The organism is Pseudomonas sp. M47T1, assembly GCF_000263855.1.
Lineage (GTDB): Bacteria > Pseudomonadota > Gammaproteobacteria > Pseudomonadales > Pseudomonadaceae > Aquipseudomonas.
This window is the reverse complement of the sequence record NZ_AJWX01000004.1, coordinates 345,806-363,533: the sequence shown is the minus strand read 5'-3', so window position 1 is coordinate 363,533 and position 17,728 is coordinate 345,806. Positions and strand designations below refer to the sequence as shown.

The 17,728-nt window shown below is 62.4% G+C and carries 15 protein-coding genes and 1 pseudogene; 10 read left to right on the top strand and 6 right to left on the bottom strand.

All coding sequences use genetic code 11. From position 1 onward, the window contains the following. Positions 1-49 precede the first annotated feature (49 nt). From PMM47T1_RS07445 to PMM47T1_RS07410, 8 genes and pseudogenes are all read left to right on the top strand, one after another. The gene (locus tag PMM47T1_RS07445) at positions 50-817 is read left to right on the top strand and encodes a TerC family protein (protein ID WP_008367275.1); all 768 of its coding nucleotides are present in this window, start codon (positions 50-52) and stop codon (positions 815-817) included. A 272-nt stretch (positions 818-1,089) separates the two neighbouring features. Continuing rightward, positions 1,090-2,748, top strand: coding sequence for a Na/Pi cotransporter family protein (locus tag PMM47T1_RS07440; RefSeq protein WP_008367273.1), 1,659 nt, complete (start codon positions 1,090-1,092; stop codon positions 2,746-2,748). Positions 2,749-2,809: 61 nt separating this feature from the next. Beyond that, entirely contained in the window at positions 2,810-4,195 is a 1,386-nt protein-coding gene (locus PMM47T1_RS07435) for a M16 family metallopeptidase (RefSeq protein ID WP_008367272.1), read from the top strand. A gap of 72 nt (positions 4,196-4,267) precedes the next feature. Then, complete coding sequence (locus PMM47T1_RS07430; RefSeq protein WP_008367271.1) at positions 4,268-5,290, top strand: DUF5924 family protein; 1,023 nt, start codon at positions 4,268-4,270, stop codon at positions 5,288-5,290. A gap of 159 nt (positions 5,291-5,449) precedes the next feature. After that, positions 5,450-6,597, top strand: a pseudogene (locus PMM47T1_RS07425) (MlaE family lipid ABC transporter permease subunit). Positions 6,598-6,605: 8 nt separating this feature from the next. After that, positions 6,606-7,397, top strand: coding sequence for an ABC transporter ATP-binding protein (locus tag PMM47T1_RS07420; protein ID WP_081492625.1), 792 nt, complete (start codon positions 6,606-6,608; stop codon positions 7,395-7,397). Between the two features lies 1 nt (position 7,398). Beyond that, positions 7,399-8,316: an MlaD family protein gene (locus PMM47T1_RS07415; protein WP_008367269.1), complete on the top strand. Its 918-nt coding sequence runs from the start codon at positions 7,399-7,401 to the stop codon at positions 8,314-8,316. Next, positions 8,313-8,939, top strand: a complete 627-nt coding sequence (locus PMM47T1_RS07410; RefSeq protein WP_008367268.1) for an ABC-type transport auxiliary lipoprotein family protein — start codon at positions 8,313-8,315, stop codon at positions 8,937-8,939. The genes PMM47T1_RS07415 and PMM47T1_RS07410 overlap by 4 nt, the downstream gene beginning before the upstream one ends. Here the strand turns inward: PMM47T1_RS07410 and PMM47T1_RS07405 are convergent. From PMM47T1_RS07405 to PMM47T1_RS07380, 6 genes are all read right to left on the bottom strand, one after another. Then, positions 8,909-10,150, bottom strand: coding sequence for a nucleoside recognition domain-containing protein (locus PMM47T1_RS07405; RefSeq protein ID WP_008367267.1), 1,242 nt, complete (start codon positions 10,148-10,150; stop codon positions 8,909-8,911). The two genes, PMM47T1_RS07410 and PMM47T1_RS07405, sit on opposite strands and share 31 nt — an antisense overlap. 107 nt (positions 10,151-10,257) lie before the next feature. Beyond that, entirely contained in the window at positions 10,258-11,586 is a 1,329-nt protein-coding gene (gene gltP / locus PMM47T1_RS07400; RefSeq protein ID WP_008367266.1) for a glutamate/aspartate:proton symporter GltP, read from the bottom strand. 763 nt (positions 11,587-12,349) lie between these two features. After that, positions 12,350-12,820 carry an inhibitor of vertebrate lysozyme family protein gene (locus tag PMM47T1_RS07395; RefSeq protein WP_008367264.1) on the bottom strand — a complete coding sequence of 157 codons (471 nt, stop codon included), beginning with the start codon at positions 12,818-12,820 and terminating at the stop codon, positions 12,350-12,352. Positions 12,821-12,825: 5 nt separating this feature from the next. Then, positions 12,826-12,990: a DUF1328 domain-containing protein gene (locus tag PMM47T1_RS28950; RefSeq protein WP_008367262.1), complete on the bottom strand. Its 165-nt coding sequence runs from the start codon at positions 12,988-12,990 to the stop codon at positions 12,826-12,828. A gap of 71 nt (positions 12,991-13,061) precedes the next feature. Further along, positions 13,062-13,343, bottom strand: a complete 282-nt coding sequence (locus PMM47T1_RS07385) for a hypothetical protein (RefSeq protein WP_008367260.1) — start codon at positions 13,341-13,343, stop codon at positions 13,062-13,064. A gap of 180 nt (positions 13,344-13,523) precedes the next feature. Continuing rightward, positions 13,524-14,375 carry a BON domain-containing protein gene (locus PMM47T1_RS07380; RefSeq protein ID WP_008367257.1) on the bottom strand — a complete coding sequence of 284 codons (852 nt, stop codon included), beginning with the start codon at positions 14,373-14,375 and terminating at the stop codon, positions 13,524-13,526. A gap of 209 nt (positions 14,376-14,584) precedes the next feature. Here PMM47T1_RS07380 and algB point away from each other — a divergent pair, with 209 nt between their 5' ends. After that, positions 14,585-15,931 carry a sigma-54-dependent response regulator transcription factor AlgB gene (gene algB, locus PMM47T1_RS07375; protein WP_008367255.1) on the top strand — a complete coding sequence of 449 codons (1,347 nt, stop codon included), beginning with the start codon at positions 14,585-14,587 and terminating at the stop codon, positions 15,929-15,931. After that, on the top strand, positions 15,928-17,715 hold the full coding sequence (locus PMM47T1_RS07370; RefSeq protein ID WP_008367253.1) for a KinB sensor domain-containing domain: 1,788 nt from the start codon (positions 15,928-15,930) through the stop codon (positions 17,713-17,715). The genes algB and PMM47T1_RS07370 overlap by 4 nt, the downstream gene beginning before the upstream one ends. Positions 17,716-17,728: the final 13 nt, after the last annotated feature.

Here is a 17,728-nt window from a genome sequence, read left to right as displayed (position 1 = left end):
AGACGCATCGCACCGTACGATGCGCCTCACAACGCTCGAAGGAAAAAACATGGAATGGCTGACCAACCCGGAACTCTGGGTTGCCTTTTTCACCCTGACCGCACTCGAGATCGTGCTGGGCATCGACAACATCATCATGATCTCCATCCTGGTCAGCCGCATGCCCAAGCACATGCAGCCGCGCACGCGAATCTTCGGCCTGGCGCTGGCGATGTTCACGCGCATCCTGTTGCTGCTGTCGATCACCTGGGTCATGCGCCTCACCGCCGACTTGTTCGTGGTGTTCGGCCAAGGCATATCGGGCCGCGACCTGATCCTGTTCTTCGGCGGCCTGTTCCTGTTGTGGAAAAGCTCCCAGGAGATCTACCACGGCCTGGAAGGCGAAGAGGAGGAGGGCGACGAGCCGAAAGGCAAGGGCGGCAACTTCCTCTACACCATCATCCAGATCGCCATTATCGACATCGTGTTCTCCCTGGATTCGGTGATCACCGCCGTGGGCATGGTCTCCAATGTACCGGTGATGGTGGCGGCAATCATCGTGGCGGTGCTGGTGATGATGCTGGCCGCCGGCGCCATCAGCAATTTCATCGACAAGCACCCGTCGCTGAAGATGCTGGCGTTGTCGTTCCTGCTGGTGGTGGGCACCGTGCTGATTGCCGAAGCCTTCGACGTGCATGTGCCCAAGGGCTACGTGTACTTCGCCATGGCCTTCTCGCTGGCGGTGGAGGCCATCAACATCAAGATGCGCACGGCCATGGCCAAAAAGAGGAAACAAAGCGGGCCGGTGAAACTTCGCAAGGACGTTCCGGGTCAGTAACCCAGGACGCTGCGAACTAAAAGGGGCTGTGATCGGCCCCTTTTTCTTGCGTGTAGCCGCTGCCGACAGGCTGCGGCAGCGGCTACAGGGCAACCACAAGTAAAATGTTACAGTTTTGTTTCAGTCGGCTATTTCCTGTGCCATGCTGGCGTCCTGGCCCATGGCCGACTAAAGCTTAAGTAAGCGCTGCATAAAAGATTTCTCCAAACAGCGGCGCTGCTGCACATCCATCCACCCCCGCATTGGGGGAGCTTCTACAGGGGGCCTTTCTTATGCTGACCCTGCTCAATCTGCTATCGGCAGTGGCACTGCTGATCTGGGGCACTCACATCGTGCGCACGGGCATTCTGCGCGTGTACGGTTCCAACCTGCGGCGCTTGCTCAGCCAGAACATGTCCAAGCGACCGCTGGCGTTCATCGCCGGCATCCTGGTAACGGCCGTGGTGCAGAGCAGTAACGCCACCGCCATGCTCACTACCTCGTTTGTTGGCCAGGGCCTGATGACCCTGATTCCGGCGCTGGCGATCATGCTGGGTGCCGACGTGGGTACCGCGCTGATGTCGCGGGTGCTGACATTCGACCTGTCGTGGCTATCGCCGCTGCTTATTTTCCTTGGGGTGATCTTCTTCCTGTCGCGCAAACAGTCGCGCGCAGGGCAAATGGGCCGTGTAGGCATAGGCCTGGGCCTGATCGTGCTGGCGCTGCAACTGATCGTCGAAGCCGCTGCGCCCATCACCCACGCCCAGGGCGTGAAGGTGCTGTTTGCCTCGCTGACCGGCGACATCCTGCTCGACGCCTTGGTGGGCGCGCTGTTTGCCATGATTTCCTATTCCAGCCTGGCGGCGGTACTGCTTACCGCCACCTTGGCCGAAGCAGGCGTCATCAGCCTGCCCGTGGCCATCGGCCTGGTGATTGGCGCCAACATCGGCAGCGGCCTGCTGGCGTTCCTGTCCACCAGTATGCAGAACACTGCCGGGCGCCAGGTAGCGCTGGGCAGCCTGCTGTACAAGCTGATCGGCCTGGTGCTGATTGTGCCGGTGCTGGACCCGCTGGCGCATTGGATGGATACCCTGAGCTACGACCCCACGGGCCTGGTGATCGGCTTCCACCTGCTCTACAACACGGTTCGCAGCCTGTTGATGCTGGGCACGGTAGGCCCCATGTCGCGGCTGTGCACCTGGCTGTTGCCAGAGCGTGAAGACATTAACGGCGGTGCCAAGCCTCGCCACCTGGACCTGACCGCGTTGGAAACACCCAGCCTGGCCCTGGCCAATGCCGTGCGCGAAACCCTGCGCATCGGCGACCTGGTGGAAAACATGCTGGGTAATACGCTGGGCGCCCTGCGTGGCACCCAGACTGCCGTCACCCAAGCGATACGCACCCAGGGTGAAGACGTCGAGGTGCTCTACAGTGCCATCAAGCTGTACTTGGCGCAGATGCCACGTGAAGACCTCAGCGAGCAAGACAGCCGCCGCTGGGCAGAGATCATCGAACTGGCCATCAACCTCAAGCTGGCCAGTGACGTGATCGAGCGCATGCTGCGCAAGGTGCAGCAGCAGAAAACCGCCCAGCGCCGGGAGTTCTCCGAGATGGGCCTGGAGGAGCTGTCCGGTCTGCACAGCCAGTTGATGGCCAACCTGCGCCTGGGCCTGTCGGTGTTCCTCAGTGGCGACCCGGAAAGTGCGCGGCAGTTGTTGCGGGAAAAACGTCGCTTCCGTGCCCAGGAGCGTCGCCTGGCCCATGCCCATGTGAGCCGCTTGCAGCGCAAGGTGGTACAAAGCATTGAAACCAGCTCGTTGCACCTGGAGCTGATAGCCGACATGAAGCGCCTGAACTCGCTGTTCTGCGGCAGTGCCTACGTGGTGCTGGAAAACACCGAAACCGGAGCCATGCAAACCGATGCCGTTCCCGACGATGCGCATTCGCCTTGAACGTCCGCTGCCTCCGGCAGTCTGTTCCACAGTCTGAGCCGGTTCCCGCAGGAAGCTACCCATGCGTTGTCTGCTGTTGCTTTGCCTATTGTTCATCTGCACCCAAAGCCAGGCGCTGGATCGCTACAAGGTAGAAGGCTACCTGCTGCCCAATGGCCTGCAGGTGCTGATGAAACCGGGTGACGATCGCAGCCACATCGCCATCCGCCTGGTGGTGGGCGTAGGCTTCGATGACTTTGCCTGCAACGAACGTGAACTGCCGCACCTGCTGGAGCACCTGCTGTTCAGCGGCATCGACGGCAGCGGCGAAGGCGGCCTGGAAGAACGCATGCAGGCCCTGGGCGGGGAGTGGAACGCGTTCACCAGTGACAGCGACACCACCTTCGTCATCGAAGCCCCCGCCGCCAACCAGCGCAAGGTGCTGGACCTACTGCTGGAGGTGGTGACCAAGACCGCCATCGACACCAAGGCCCTGGATATTTCCAAGCGCATCGTCGAGCGCGAGGACGGCGGCCACTACTCGCACCTGCAACGCTGGCTGGACAAGCAGGGCGTGGGCCACGCGGCCAGTGACCAACTGGCCACGGAGCTGGGTCTCAAATGCATCGAGCGCTCGCCGGTAGCCGACATGACCCTGGCCCAGGTTGAAGCGGTGCGCAAGAATTGGTACGCCCCCAACAACATGACCCTGATTGTGGTGGGCGGGCTGGACAAGGTATTGCCCGCCTACCTGGAGCGCACCTGGGCCAGCCTGGACGCAGTGAAACCCACCGACCACCCAGACATCCCCGTCACGCTGCACAGCGCTGCCTACGAGCGCACCCTTACCCACGGCTGGCTGGGCGACGGCGCCAAACTGCACTGGTTCTTCCCCGAGCCGGCCCTGGATGACGACGTGCCCGATGCGGCCCTGGACATGGTGCAGGTGTACATGGAGTGGGCGCTGTACAAGGAGCTGCGCCTCAACCATGAGCTGTCGTACGGCCCCTGGAGCCAGCGCGAAGCCTTTGGCGACACCGGCCTGCTGAGCCTGAATGCCGACCTTGACCGTAACGACGTGGACCAGGCCCATGAGCTGATGGCCGAACTGATTGGCCGGCTGAAAAAGGATGGCCTGGACGCCGCCACCTTCGAGCGGCTGCGCCAGGCCACCATTTCCCGCCAGGGCTGGAGCGTGCAGGGCAACAGCCAACTGGCTGACTTCTACTGGAACGCGTTGCCCACCTACGACAAGGGTCGTTTCGAAGACCCCGCCCGCGACCTGAGGAAAGTGACCCTGGCCCAGGCCAACGCCGCCATGCGCCAGGTGTTTTCCGGGCGCGGCTATGTGCGTATCGAACAACCGTTGCTCAGTGTCGACCAACTCTACAGCCTGGGCGTTGTCCTACTGGTGTTGTGTGGCTTGAGCCTGCTGGGCTGGGGGGCATTGCGGCACAAACGCCATTAGTCGCGCGCATTCGGGGAATCAAGGGCGTATCCTTGGCGGCGCTTTTTCCAGCAGCTGCCAAGAATTGCCGAAATGCCCACACTGATCCTGCGCATCATCGAACTCATCAAGCGCTACCCGGGAGTGATCGCCCTGGGCGGCTTCATATCGGGTATCGGCAGCTTCATCCTGGTAGACCGCCAGGCCAAGCTGGCCAGCTGGATCGCGGTAATGATGCTGGTCAGCTGGGTGTGGCTGATGGTGGAGCAAAGCGCCACCCGTTGGTTCAGTCGCCGTTTCCAGCGCGAGATACCTGAACCTCTGCTGCGCTACGCGACGCAGATGATCCACCAGGAAAGCCTGTTCTTCGTATTACCGTTCTTCTACACCACCACTACGTGGAACAGCGGCCAGCTGGTGTTCACCGGGCTGCTGACCATCGCCGGTCTGGTGTCCATCACCGACCCGCTGTACTACAAACTGGTGGCGCCGCGGCGCTGGCTGTTCCTGGCCCTGCACACCCTGACGCTGTTCGCGGCGATGCTCACCGCGCTGCCGATCATCCTGCACCTCACCACCTCGCAAAGTTACGAGTGGGCCCTGGGTACGGCCATGCTGCTGTCGTTCCCCAGCCTGGCCGCCAGTTTTCCCATCACCCACTGGCGCCGCGCGGTAGCCTTGGTGGTGGCGACCCTGGCCATCGGTGGTTGCGGCTGGATGATGCGTTCCTGGGTACCGCCGGCCACCCTGTGGATCACCGAATCGGCGGTCACGCTGGAAATGGACAACGCCAACCGCACCCACGGCGACAGCATCAAAAACGTCGCCGCCAGCCAGGTACGCGCCAACGGCCTGTACGCCTACACCGCCATCAACGCACCGCGCGGCCTGGAAGAGCGCATTTATCACGTGTGGAAATTCAACGGCCAGGAAGTCGATCGCATCCCGCTGGACATCCACGGCGGCCGCGACGAAGGCTACCGGGCCTGGACCCACAAGATGAACCTGCCGGCCAACCCGGTGGGCAAGTGGCAGGTGCAGATCCTCACCGAAGACGGGCAGATGATCGGCGTGCTGCGTTTCAGGGTGACCGACGACAGCGTCCCATCGCAGTAGCGACTATCGTGGGCCGGCTGCGCGCGCCTCCGCCGCCTGGCGGCAGCCTCTACCACTTCCGATGCAGGCGCTGCCGCAAGGCAGCGAAAAGGGCGCAGGACCTTCAGTGGTGAAATACCGATTGCGGGAAGTCGATAAAAAGCGTCTAAGCTCGGAACTATGACTATTTCCGCCGGCGCCGGCCAAGCCCACCTGGACACCAGTACACAGCCCGCGCGACTGCGTATCGCCGGTGACTGGACACTCCCGCACTATGCCCGGCTACGCCAACTGGCCCGGCAACTGACCGGCCGGTACGACCACAATACCCCCATCGACCTCGACCAACTGGGGGCCATCGACACTGCCGGTGCCTCGCTACTGGTGGAGCTGCTGGGCGCGGAACGGCTGGGCCGCCTGGCCGATACCGCCGTGCACTTGCCCGGCTCCAGCCGCGCCTTGCTGCAAACGGTGTACTGCTCCATGCAGGACTTCTGCGAGCCGCTCAAAGAGCCGGAACTCAACGTCGGTATTCAGTTGCTCAGTCGCATCGGCACCGCCGTCAGCACCGTGTGGCAGGACACCTTGCAGCTGCTTGGCTTCGTCGGCCTGATTCTTGAAACCCTGGCGCGCGGCTTGCTGCGCCCCAAGCGCTGGCGCGTCACTGCCGTGGTCGCGCACATAGAGCAGACCGGGCTGGATGCCGCGCCCATCGTGGCCTTGTTGACCTTCCTGGTGGGCGCCGTGGTGGCCTTTCTCGGCGCAACCATCCTGTCCAACTTCGGCGCCAGCATTTACACCGTCAACCTGGTCGCCTTTTCCTTCCTGCGCGAATTCGGCGTGCTGCTGACCGCCATCCTCATGGCCGGGCGAACCGCTAGCGCCTTCACCGCACAAATCGGCTCCATGAAAGCCAACGAAGAGATCGACGCCATCCGCACCCTGGGCCTGGACCCCATGGAACTGTTGGTGGTGCCACGCGTGCTGGCCTTGCTGGTGGCGCTGCCAGCGTTGACGTTCCTGGCCATGTTGTGCGGGATCATTGGCGGCGGGGTCCCCTGTGTGCCTTGTCGCTGGGGATTTCGCCAGCGATGTTCCTGTCCAAGCTACAGGCCGACATCAGCGTGCAGCACTTTCTGGTGGGCCTGGTGAAAGCCCCGGTGTTTGCCTTCATCATCGCGGCCATTGGCTGCCTGGAAGGCTTCAAGGTCAGCGGCAGCGCCGAATCGGTGGGTGCCCACACCACCTCAAGCGTGGTGCAGTCGATTTTTGTGGTGATTGTGCTGGACGCTGTGGCCGCCCTGTTTTTCATGGAGATGCGCTGGTGAACTGGAGCATAACAGCCCCCCATATTCCGGTGATCAGGGTTCGCGGGTTGGGTAACCGCTTCGGCCGCCAGGTGGTGCACCAGAACCTTGACCTGGACCTCAACCGCGGCGAAATCCTCGCCGTGGTAGGCGGCTCCGGCAGTGGTAAATCGGTGCTGCTGCGCAGCATTGTCGGCCTGCGCCGGCCGGATGAAGGGGCCATACAGGTGCTTGGCCAGGACTTAGCAAACCTCGACGACAACGCTCGCTCGCAGGTGGAACGGCGCTTCGGCGTGCTGTTTCAGAAGGGCGCACTGTTCTCGTCGCTGACCGTCACCGAGAACGTTGCCCTGCCACTGATAGAGCACGCCGGCCTTGACCGCGCCGACGCCGAGCACCTGGCCTGCGTGAAGCTGGCACTGGCCGGGCTGCCGCTGTCGGCGGCCAACAAATACCCGGCGTCGCTGTCCGGCGGCATGATCAAGCGCGCCGCACTGGCCCGCGCCCTGGCGCTGGACCCCGACATCCTGTTCCTTGACGAACCCACCGCCGGCCTCGACCCCATTGGCGCCGCCGCCTTTGACCAACTGATCCTGACCCTGCGCGATGCATTGGGCCTGAGTGTGTTCCTGGTCACCCACGACCTGGACACCTTGTACACCATCACCGACCGGGTGGCGGTGCTGTCGCAGAAGCGCGTGCTGGTGGCGGCGCCGATCGCCCAGGTCGCCGCCACCCCAGACCCGTGGGTTCACGAATACTTCCACGGCCCCCGCGGCCGGGCAGCGTGGCTGGCTGCTTCAGTGCAAAAAGAGGTCTGACATGGAAACCCGAGCCCATCATGTGCTGATTGGCCTGTTCACCGTGCTGGTGGTGGTTGGGGCACTGCTGTTCGGCCTGTGGCTGGCCAAATCCAGCGTCGACAGCGCCTTCAACGACTACGAGGTGGTGTTCAACGAGGCCGTGACCGGGCTGTCGAGGGGCAGTTCGGTGCAGTACAGCGGCATCAAGGTTGGCGATGTAACGCAGCTGCGGCTCGACCCGAAGGACCCGCGCCGGGTGCTGGCGCGCATCCGCCTGGCTGGCGAAACCCCGGTGAAGCAGGACACCATGGCCAAGCTGGCGCTGAACGGCATTACCGGCACCTCGATCATCCAGCTCAGCGGCGGCACACCGCAAAGCCCCACACTGAAGGGCGAGAAGGGCGCACTGCCGATTATTGTCGCCTCGCCCTCGCCCATTGCCCGCCTGCTGAACAACAGCAATGACCTGATGGCCAGCGTCAACCAACTGCTATCCAACGCCAACCGGCTGATCTCGCCACAGAATGTCGAACACGTCAGCGCCACCCTTGAGCATGTGGACCAGATCACTGCGGCCCTGGCCGACCAACGTGAGAACATTGCAGTAGTGATGAGCCAGGCGTCCGGCGCCCTGAAGCAGACCAACGAGCTGATGCACAACGCCAACGGCCTGCTCGACAAGCAGGGCCGCCAGGCACTGAGCAGCGCGCAGCAGGCCATGCTGTCGCTGCAGCAGAGCGCCGCCACCCTCAACAGCCTGCTGGCCAGCAACCGCACCGCAGTGGACGGCGGCCTGCAGGGCCTGGGGCAATTGGCCCCGGCCATCCGCGAACTGCGGGAAACCCTGACGTCGCTTAAAATCATCACGCAGCGCTTGCAGGCCAACCCCGGCGGTTACTTGCTGGGTCGCGACCAGAACAAGGAGTTTGAACCATGAGTGCAGCCCTTCGCCGCCTGGCCGCGGGCCTGGTCTGTGTGCTGCTGCCCGCCTGCTCGATATTGCCCAAGGCCGAGCCGGCCGATGTCTACCGCCTGCCCGTGGCCACCCAGGCGGCAAGCCCGCACAACGGCCCCAGCCTGGCCAGGACGCTGCGAATAGGCAAACCCCAGGCCAGTGATGCCCTGAACAGCCCACGCATCGCTGTGGTGCCTCAGGGCGACCTGATCAGCAGCTACAAGGGCGCGCGCTGGAGCGATCCGGCGCCGGTGCTGCTGCGCAACCGCCTGCTCGATGGCTTCATCAGCGACGGCCGCTTGCGCGGGGTGAGCAACGATGACGCCAACGTGCAAGGGGACCTGGAACTGGGCGGCGAGCTGCAAGCCTTCCAGAGCGAATACGCGGCCGGTGGGGTTACCGTGCGTGTGCGCCTGGATGCGCGGCTGGTGGATGGCCGCAGCCAGCGTATCGTCGCCAGCCGCCGCTTCGAGGTGAGCCAGCCGGTGTCCGGCACGTCCGTGGCGAACGTGGTGGCCGGTTTCGGTCAGGCCAGCGACCGGCTGACCGCGCAGGTGATTGACTGGACCCTGGCTCAGGCCGCCGTGGCGCCGAAGAACCAGTAGCACACGGAGATAGCCGCCACCACGCCGCAGAACTCCGCCAGCAAAGCGCAGCCTACCGCGTGGCGGGCGCGCTGGATGCCCACGGCGCCGAAGTACACGGCCAGCACATAGAACGTGGTTTCGGTGCTGCCCTGGACGGTCGCGGCCACCAGCGCCGGGAAGCTGTCCACGCCTTTGCTCTGCATGGTCTCGATCAACATGGCGCGTGCCGCGCTGCCGGAAAACGGCTTGACCATGGCGGTGGGCAAGGCATCGACAAAGCGCGTGTCCATGCCCAGCCACTGCACCACGTGGCGAATGCCGTCCAGGCCGAACTCCAGCGCCCCCGAGGCACGCAGCACACCGATGGCGCACAGCATGGCCACCAGGTAAGGCAGCAGGTTCTTGGCCACGTCGAAGCCTTCTTTCGCACCTTCCACGAAGGTTTCATACACCTTGACCTTGCGCAGCGCGCCCACCACCAGGAACAGCATGATCAGGCCGAACAGCGTGAGATTGCCGAGAACTGACGACAGGCTGGCCAGCGCCGCCGCCGACATGCCCGCCAGCAGGGCCATGAACGCCCCCAGCAGCAGCGCGCCGGGAATCAGGTAAGCCAGCACTACCGGGTCCCACAACCGCAGGCGCTGCATAACGGCCACCGACAGCAGGCCCACCAGGGTCGACACGCTGGTGGCCAGCAGAATGGGCAGGAACACCAGGGTCGGGTCCATGGCGCCTTGCTGCGCGCGGTACATGAAGATGGTCACGGGCAACAACGTCAGCGACGAGGCGTTGAGCACCAGGAACAGAATCTGCGCATTGCTGGCGGTTGTGCTGCTGGGGTTCAACTCTTGCAGCGACTTCATGGCCTTGAGGCCGATGGGCGTGGCGGCGTTATCCAGGCCCAGGGCGTTGGCGGCGAAGTTCAGGGTGATCAAGCCCAGCGCAGGGTGCCCACGCGGCACCTCGGGCATCAGCCGGGCGAACAGCGGGCCCAGCACCTTGGCCAGCCAGTCGACGATGCCGGCCTTCTCGGCAATGCGCAAAAAGCCCAACCACAGGGTCAAGGTGCCGAACAGCAGCACCATGACCTCTACCGACAGCTTGGCCATGGCGAAGATGCTTTCCACCATGGCCGCGAAGATGCCGGCGTTGCCGCCCACCAACCACTGGGCCAGTGCGGAAACCGCCGCCACCACGAAAAAACCGAGCCAAAGGCCGTTGAGCATCAGTCACACCCCCAGAAAGATGCCGCGAATGATAGCGGCCAGGGTCCGGAAACAACAAACCCCGGCGCGATGGCCGGGGTTTTTGAGTGGCGGAAGCGGGCTGTCGATTACTCGGCTACTGGCTTGCCGGCAGGGGCCTGCTTGCGGCCCAGGTGCGGCAGCGAGTTCCAGTAGCGCTCGCCCTTGGCGTCGTCGTACATGCCTTCCCAGCGGGAAATGACCAGCACGGCCAGGGCGTTGCCGATCACGTTCAGGGCCGTACGGGCCATGTCCATGATGCGATCCACGCCGGCGATGAACGCCAGGCCTTCCAGCGGAATGCCGACGCTGCCCAGGGTGGCCAGCAGTACCACGAAGGAAACGCCCGGTACACCGGCGATGCCCTTGGAGGTGACCATCAGGGTCAGTACCAGCATCACCTGCTGGCTGATCGACAGGTCGATGCCGTACAGCTGGGCGATGAAAATGGCCGCAATGCTCTGGTACAGGGTGGAGCCGTCGAGGTTGAACGAGTAGCCGGTGGGTACCACGAAGCTGCTGATGGCCTTCGGCGCGCCGTAGGCTTCCATCTTCTCGATCACGCGCGGCAGCACGGTTTCGGAACTGGCGGTGGAGTAGGCCAGTACCAGCTCATCCTTGAAGATGCGGAACAGCTTGAACACCGAGAACCCGAACAGGCGGGCCACCAGGCCCAGCACGCCGATGGCAAAGAACAGGATTGCCACGTAAACCAGTATCACCAGCTTGGCCAGCGGCAGCAGCGAGGCGAAACCGAAGTTGGCCACTGTCACCGCGATCAGCGCGAACACACCGATTGGCGCGTAGTTCATGATCATGTGGGTGACCTTGAACATGGTCTCCGACACGCCCTGGAACACTTTCACCAGCGGCTCGCGGGTTTCGTTTGGCAAGCTGGACAAGCCCAGGCCGAAGAACACCGAGAAGAAGATGATCGGCAGCATGTCGCCACGGGCGATGGCCGCGAAGATATTCGACGGGATCAGGTTGAGAATGGTGGCGATAAAGGCGTGATCATGGGACACCTCGGAGGTGGTCTTCTCGTATTGCGAGATGTCCACGGTGCCCAGGGTGCTCATGTCGATGCCCGTTCCAGGGTGGAACACGTTGGCCAGCAACAGGCCCACGACGATCGCGATGGTAGTCACCACCTCGAAGTAGAGGATGGTCTTCAGGCCAATACGGCCCAGCTTCTTCGCGTCGCCCACTCCGGCGATACCCACGACCAGTGACGAAATCACGATCGGGATAACGATCATCTTGATCAGGCGAATGAAGATGTCACCAGCCGGTTGCAAGACATTACTGATCCACCAGGCCTTTTCGGCACTGAAGTGGTTGAGCAGTGCGCCTAGTGCAATGCCCAGTACCAGACCGATCAGGATCTGCCAGGCGAGGCTGAGTTTTGCCTTCTTCATATTATTACCCTTGCTTCGGTTGAATCCGGGACATCTGCGTTTGATCCGTCAGAACCCGCAGGCTTGAGCCTTTGGAAGCTCTTGTGCCAGGTCTGCGGATGCCCCCGTAGAAGGTATTCGCGGCATAGCCTGGGAGGCGCTTGCCAGCGAAAAAAGGCGCAACTATTCCGATGCGGGCTCGCGACGTCTAATGCCGTAAACGCCTACCCTATGCCGAATCGGCATGATATTTTTTGTGTCGAACGGACGTCACAACGGGTTGCTCTACACCCGTTCGGATTATCGAAAGCACTGCAAGCGATGCCCGATAACCCACGGCGCCTACTGATTCGTGGCATCGACGCGGCTTTGTTCGACAATCCGAACGCCATTTCGGCCACCGGTGCTTGGAAGCAGAAGCGAAAAAATCACGATATACGGTCAGCGCCAGTGCGACAAAAAGTCCCTGCGGAAAGAAACGGTTCAGCGACCAAATGCAAAAAAACCGCCGAGTCATGCCTGGGCGGTTCCTTTCAACAGCCGATTCACCATCACACCGGCTTCAAGCTCGCCGCAAGCCCGGCCATTTCTGGCGCGCGGGCTTGCGTCGCAGCTTTCTCCTGACCTGGCCCTTGGCGGGGGCACTCCCTGTACCCCTAGGTCACTCCAATCATAAGCAATCAGAACGTCCCGGCCCCTTGGTCATGCGCTGGCCCTCCTCGAGCGCACGCAGGTAGTAGAAGCTAAATCCTTGAAAAGGTTCAGCTTCTGGCAAAACCACTGGTCAGTACCAGTTCGGGTCCTTCTTCAACTCTTCCATCAACAGGGTTTGCATGCCCTGGTCCGGCTTGCCCAGCCAGCGATACGTGGCGTGGCGGGTAGGTGACTTGTCCGTGGGCAAGCCCTCGGGCACGTCCACCAACATGGCGTAAGCATGTTTCTTGTTCCAGCTGAACGCCACGATCAAGCGGTGGTTCTTGCAGACCTGCTGGCTTTCGCACAGCGGGCCCACAAGGTACTTATCTCCATCTTCTTCTACGGCCGACATCTGTTGCTCGGACTCGCCGGTGAGGTTGAGTACCCAGTCGGGCACTCGCTCCTCTTTCTTGACGACACCTTGCCATGTCTCGCGATACTGCGGGTCGCTGCTCAACAAGCCGTTGACCTGCACCTGGCCGTCATTGGCCGCCATCGCCGTGCCACCGCAGCCCAACAGCAGGGCCACGGTGGCAGCCTTGAAGGTCGTGCTATTCATTAGCGTCAGCCTCGACCACGACGGCCAAAGAAGAAGGAAGCCACGAACAGCACCAGGAAAACAATGAACAGGATCTTGGCGATCCCGGTCGCGGCGCCAGCGATACCACCGAAGCCCAGCACTGCAGCGATGATGGCGATAATCAGGAATGTGACTGCCCAACTCAACATGGTGACTCTCCTTACCGTTTTTTAATGTGGGTGCTGCCTACCGCGATGCCCGCCAGTGGCGAGACTGTCATCTAGAACACCCAGCTCTGGTGGCGCACCATCTGGTCGCTGCTTTCGGCCCGGCGCAACATGGCCTGGTCTTGCGACAGATGCGTGCCGTTAGAACTGACGGCATTGAAATGCTGGTAACTGATTGCCGGCCGCGCCTGGGCCAATTGGGCCTCGTGGCTGTCATGCCAGTGTTGATAGGCCTGGCCGGCAAGCAGGGTGATCATCAGCGCCAAGGTCACCGACAGACCCTGCTGGACCTGTTGGGACGAGATCGACAAGTGGGTTAAACATTGGCGGCTCATCCGGTAACTCCTCTTGGTCTGATGATCAACTCTGCCTGTGAGGGATATTGCAGACACCGTGCCAGCTTTAACTGCAAATAAAATCCAATAAAATCAGTATGTTGCGCACTATGGCGGAAGGGGTATGGCGAGCAACCTGCACGATGACCACCGGTGGCTCGGGCGATTTGCACGATCGGCTTACAGGGCGGATTTACCGGCCACCTTCAGCAGGTCGGCGTCCACGCCACGCACCCCACGAATGTTGCGCGCAATGTCCACGGCCTGAGTCTTCTCGTCAGTACTGGCAACCACCCCCGTGAGAGTGACCATGCCGGTCTTGGTGTCGACGTTGATGTTCAGGCCGTCGAGGTTGCGGCTATATAGAAGGCTGGCCTTGACCTTGCTGGTGATCCAGGCGTCGCTCAGCGATGCCTCGGTGGCCTTGGCTTCGGTTTCGGCCTTGGTAGTCTGGGTATCGGCGGCGCTCAGGCTGATCAGGTTGTTGACCTGTGTCACGCCTTCGGTATTGGTGGCCAGGTCGCCGGCCAACTGCTTGGCCTCGGCGGTCTGTGCGTGGCCCTTGAGCGTCACCACGCCGCCCTGCGTACTCACCTCGGTGTCCAGCGCCTGGGTGGCGCTGTTCCACAGCAGCTTGGATTTGATGGTGGCGGTCAGCGTCGCGTCATCGAAACGCTGGGCTATCTGCTTCTGTACGGGCGGCTGATCGGCCAGGGCCGGGTCCACGGCCAACTGGTTGTCGACCTTGTCGATGCCCGAAGTCTGCAGGGCGATTTGCTCGGCCAGGTCACGGTCGACGTCGTTCTCCACCCGTCCCTTGAGGGTGGCTACGCCCTGGCTGACGCTGACATCAATCTTGAATGGGCTGAGGTGGCGGTTCAGCGCAAAGGAGGTCCAGATCGAACCTTCCTGACGGGCCGCCTGCAATTGGCTGCTGATTGGGCTGGTTTGCGCTGTCGCCGCCTGACCGAGCGCTGGCGCCAGGGCTGCGGCCAGCGAGCAGGCGAGGGTAAGTCGTTTGAACGCAATCATCTCGGGTCTCCTTGTTGCACACATTCGGAAAACCCCCGCAACAGCCATGCCAGCGCGTTTTTATCTATTTTTTGTTTTGGAACCAGTTGGTTAGTGCAGTTATCAACAGATAGTTACCATGCAGGTCGCCGAATCAATCAGAATTGACCATGCAACTTGCCCGATTATTCTGACACTAACCAAGATCATTCTTTAAGGAGCGTAGGAAAATGGAAGCTGGCACGGAACATCAAGGCCGAATCCTTTTGGTGGATGATGAATCCGCCATCCTTCGCACCTTCCGATATTGCCTGGAAGACGAAGGCTACAGCGTGGCCACCGCCAACAGCGCGGCGCAGGCCGATGCCTTGATGCAGCGCCAGGTGTTCGACCTGTGCTTCCTGGACTTGCGCCTGGGCGAAGACAACGGCCTGGACGTATTGGCGCAGATGCGCATTCAGGCGCCTTGGATGCGCGTGGTGATCGTCACCGCCCATTCGGCGGTGGACACGGCGGTGGACGCCATTCAGGCTGGCGCCGCCGATTACCTGGTGAAACCCTGCAGCCCCGACCAGTTGCGCCTGGCCACCGCCAAGCAATTGGAAGTGCGTCAGCTTTCCGCACGGCTTGAAGCCCTGGAAGGCGAAATTCGCAAACCCAAGGACGGCCTGGATTCCCACAGCCCGGCGATGATGGTGGTGCTGGAAACCGCGCGGCAGGTGGCTGGTACCGACGCCAACATCCTTATCCTTGGCGAGTCGGGCACCGGCAAGGGCGAACTGGCGCGGGCCATTCATGGCTGGAGCAAGCGTGCGAAAAAAGCCTGCGTCACCATCAACTGCCCGTCACTGACGGCCGAACTAATGGAAAGCGAACTGTTCGGCCACAGCCGCGGCGCGTTCACCGGCGCCAGCGAGAGTACCCTGGGCCGGGTCAACCAGGCCGACGCCGGCACCCTGTTTCTTGACGAGATTGGCGATTTTCCACTCACACTCCAGCCAAAACTCCTGCGATTCATTCAGGACAAGGAGTATGAGCGTGTGGGGGACCCGGTGACCCGTCGCGCCGACGTGCGCATTCTGGCCGCCACCAACCTGAACCTGGAAGACATGGTGCGCGACGGGCGCTTTCGCGAAGACCTGCTGTACCGCTTGAACGTCATCACCCTGCACCTGCCGCCCTTGCGCGAGCGCAGTGAGGACATCCTGACCCTGGCCGACCGCTTCCTGGCCCGCTTCGTCAAGGAATACGCACGCCCCGCGCGAGCGTTCAGCGACGAGGCGCGGGCGGCGCTGCTCAATTACCGCTGGCCGGGTAATATCCGAGAGTTGCGCAACGTGGTGGAGCGCGCCAGCATCATCTGCGCTCAGGAGCGCGTGGAAATCAGCCACTTAGGCATGGCCGAGCAGCCTGCCAACAACGCACCCCGCATCGGCGCGGCGTTGAGCCTGGACGAACTGGAAAAAGCTCATATCGGCGCGGTACTGGCCACCAGCGACACGCTCGACCAGGCCGCCAAGACCCTGGGCATCGACGCATCGACGCTGTACCGCAAACGCAAACAATACAACCTGTGAGGTTGCCGATGAAGTTGCGGACCCGGCTGTTTCTCAGCTTCTCGGCCCTGATCACCGTGGCGTTGCTGGGGCTTGCCCTGGGGTTGGTCAGCGTCATGCAGTTGGCCAAAACCCAGGAAGGGCTGATCGAGTCCAACTTCGCGACGCTGGACCTGGGCTTGAAGCTGCGCCAGAACCTGGGCGACCAATTGGTGATCATGCTCAACGAGCATGGCGACAAGGCCGCCTTGGCTGGTGAACAGCAGCAATTTCAGGACTTGATCAGCCAGGGCCTGGCCCATGAGCAGGAGGTCAACGACCCGGCCGGCTTCGTCCAGACCGCCAGCGATTACCAGAAATTCCTCGCCGCCTACCAGCAGAGCGCTGCCACGGGCACCAGCTTCAGCGACAACCAGGCGCTGAGCGAGTCCTTCAATGTGCTGCGCAATGGCCTGATAGACGCCCACAAGCATGCCTTGGACAACATCAATGCCGCCCAGGAAAGCACGCATCAGCGCGCGGTGCTGGTGTCCTTGTTGTTGGGGCTGGTGGGGCTGGCGGTACTGGTGATCGGCTTTTTCACCGCGCACAGCATTGCGCGGCGCTTCGGTGAGCCGATCGAGGCACTGGCCACCGCGGCCGACAACATCAGCCAGGGCAACTTCGACGTGGCGCTGCCCCAGTCCAGCGCGGCAGAGCTGGCCCAGTTGACGCAGCGCTTCGGCACCATGGCCCAGGTGCTGCGCAAGCACCAGGAAACCAACGTGGATGAATTGCTGGCCGGGCAGCAACGATTACAAGCCGTGCTCGACAGCATTGATGACGGCCTGCTGATGATCGACCGCCAGGGCCACCTGGAGCATCTCAATCCAGTGGCGCAGCGCCAGTTGGGCTGGGAGGACGACCGCGTGGGCATGGGCTTGGGAGAGGCCTTGCAGCGCCCGGAAATGGACACGCAACTGGCCTTGATCCTGCGCGGTGGCAGCCTTGAGCGGGCACTGGAAGACCTGAGTTTCGAGGTGGATGGCGAAACCCGATTGCTGGCCTACAGCCTGACCCCGGTCACCCATACCGAAGGGCATATCCTCGGCGCCGTGATGGTGCTGCACGACGTGACCGAACAGCGCGCCTTCGAGCGCGTGCGCAGTGAGTTCGTGCTGCGCGCCTCCCACGAACTGCGCACGCCGGTGACCGGCATGCACATGGCCTTCGGCTTGCTACAGGAGCGGGTGCACTTTGCCGCCGATTCGCGCGAGGCGGACCTGCTGGAAACCGTGAAGGAAGAAATGCAGCGCTTGATGCAACTGATCAACGACCTGCTGAACTTCTCGCGCTACCAGAACGGCCTGCAGAAACTGACCCGCGTGCCGTGCGCCATCGACGACCTGCTGGACCGCGCGCGGCTGCGCTTCGACGAACTGGCCCGGGAAAACCAGATCGACCTGATCATCGAGCATCCTGAGGCGCTTCCCCACCTGCATGCCGACCAGGCTCAACTGGATCGCGTGCTCGACAACCTGCTGGACAATGCCTTGCGCCACACCCCACACAGCGGACGAATCCGCCTGCAAGCCCGTCGCCATGCGGAGCGGGTGATCATCAGCGTGGAAGACAATGGCGAAGGCATCGCCTACGGGCAACAGGGGCGCATTTTCGAGCCGTTTGTACAGGTTGGCCGCAAGAAGGGCGGCGCGGGCCTGGGGCTGGCGCTGTGCAAGGAGATCGTGCAGTTGCACGGTGGGCGCATGGGTGTGTATTCCCGTCCGGGGCAGGGCACCCAGTTCTACATGACCCTCCCGCTTTGATGATGCATGTGGG

Excerpts from the sequence above, each read along its gene's own strand:
- PMM47T1_RS07395 (WP_008367264.1), bottom strand. The coding sequence starts at position 12,820 with ATGAATAGCACGACCTTCAAGGCTGCCACCGTGGCCCTGCTGTTGGGC.
- PMM47T1_RS07380 (WP_008367257.1), bottom strand. The coding sequence starts at position 14,375 with ATGATTGCGTTCAAACGACTTACCCTCGCCTGCTCGCTGGCCGCAGCC.
- PMM47T1_RS07405 (WP_008367267.1), bottom strand. The coding sequence starts at position 10,150 with ATGCTCAACGGCCTTTGGCTCGGTTTTTTCGTGGTGGCGGCGGTTTCC.
- PMM47T1_RS07385 (WP_008367260.1), bottom strand. The coding sequence starts at position 13,343 with ATGAGCCGCCAATGTTTAACCCACTTGTCGATCTCGTCCCAACAGGTC.
- algB (WP_008367255.1), top strand. The coding sequence starts at position 14,585 with ATGGAAGCTGGCACGGAACATCAAGGCCGAATCCTTTTGGTGGATGAT.
- PMM47T1_RS07430 (WP_008367271.1), top strand. The coding sequence starts at position 4,268 with ATGCCCACACTGATCCTGCGCATCATCGAACTCATCAAGCGCTACCCG.
- PMM47T1_RS07440 (WP_008367273.1), top strand. The coding sequence starts at position 1,090 with ATGCTGACCCTGCTCAATCTGCTATCGGCAGTGGCACTGCTGATCTGG.
- PMM47T1_RS07415 (WP_008367269.1), top strand. The coding sequence starts at position 7,399 with ATGGAAACCCGAGCCCATCATGTGCTGATTGGCCTGTTCACCGTGCTG.
- PMM47T1_RS07435 (WP_008367272.1), top strand. The coding sequence starts at position 2,810 with ATGCGTTGTCTGCTGTTGCTTTGCCTATTGTTCATCTGCACCCAAAGC.
- PMM47T1_RS28950 (WP_008367262.1), bottom strand. The coding sequence starts at position 12,990 with ATGTTGAGTTGGGCAGTCACATTCCTGATTATCGCCATCATCGCTGCA.
- PMM47T1_RS07410 (WP_008367268.1), top strand. The coding sequence starts at position 8,313 with ATGAGTGCAGCCCTTCGCCGCCTGGCCGCGGGCCTGGTCTGTGTGCTG.
- PMM47T1_RS07445 (WP_008367275.1), top strand. The coding sequence starts at position 50 with ATGGAATGGCTGACCAACCCGGAACTCTGGGTTGCCTTTTTCACCCTG.
- gltP (WP_008367266.1), bottom strand. The coding sequence starts at position 11,586 with ATGAAGAAGGCAAAACTCAGCCTCGCCTGGCAGATCCTGATCGGTCTG.